Source organism: Bordetella petrii (genome assembly GCF_020991325.1).
Lineage (GTDB): Bacteria > Pseudomonadota > Gammaproteobacteria > Burkholderiales > Burkholderiaceae_B > Bordetella_A > Bordetella_A petrii_E.
On the sequence record NZ_JAJMLX010000509.1, the window covers coordinates 1 to 1,091 of the forward strand.

At 64.7% G+C, this 1,091-nt stretch carries 1 pseudogene; it reads left to right on the forward strand.

What is annotated here, in order from left to right:
* Positions 1-1,091: pseudogene (locus LPZ50_RS25005) on the forward strand (hypothetical protein); the annotation flags it as partial.

A 1,091-nucleotide genomic window follows, 5' to 3' on the forward strand; every position in this document is an offset into this window, starting at 1 on the left:
GCGAACAAGCCGCTGACCTTCACGGCCGACAGCGGCGCGGACCTGGACCGCAAGCTGGGCGAGAAGGTGGGCATCAATGGCGCCGACGGCAACATAACCACCCAGACCACGGCGAACGGCGTGCAGATCGCGCTGGCCAAGAACCTGGACCTGGGCGCCGGCGGCAGCGTGCAACTGGGCGACACCAGCATCAGCAACAATGGCGTGGTCATCAACAATGGCCCCAGCCTGACGCTGGGCGGCATCGATGCCGGCGGCAAGACCATTACCAACGTCGCCGCGGGCGTGAATGCCACCGATGCGGTCAACGTCAGCCAGCTGACCAGCAAGGAAGGCGAGCTGATCAACAAGGGTTTCGGCCTGAAGGCCGCGGATGGCAATGAGGCTCGCAAGCCGCTGGGCGAAACCGTGGAAGTGCTTGGTGCCGACAGCAATGTCACCACCCGTGTGGATCAGGGCAAGGTGCTGATCAAACTGGCCGACGACCTGAACGTGGCGAACGTCGCCATTACCAACAACCTGAGCGTAGGCGGCACGACCAACCTGGGCAACAACACGCTGGTGGTCAAGCCGGGCGACATCACGGTTGGCGGCAACACCACCGTGAACATGGGCGGCAACAAGATCACCAACATTGCCAAGGGCGAGGCCGGCACCGATGCCGTGAACGTGGACCAACTCAACGAGCTGGCCGACAAGCCGCTGAGCTTCACGGCGGATGCGGGTCCCACACTCGAGCGCAAGCTGGGCCAGACCGTGGCTATCAATGGCGCCGATGGTAATATCGCCACCGAAACCACGGCGGGCGGCGTGCAGATCGCGTTGTCCAAGAACCTGGACCTGGGCCCGGCCGGCAGCGTGAAGACTGGCGACACGCTGGTGAACAACGCCGGCGTGGCGGTGGGCCCGGACGTGGCGCTGAACAACACTGGCCTGGTCATCGCCAACGGCCCGAGTGTCACCAGCGGTGGCATCGACGCCGGCGGCAAGACCATCACCAACGTGGCCGCGGGTGTCAACGCCACCGACGCGGTCAATGTCAGCCAGCTGACCAGCACCGAGCAGGCCTTGACCGACAAGGGCTTTGCACT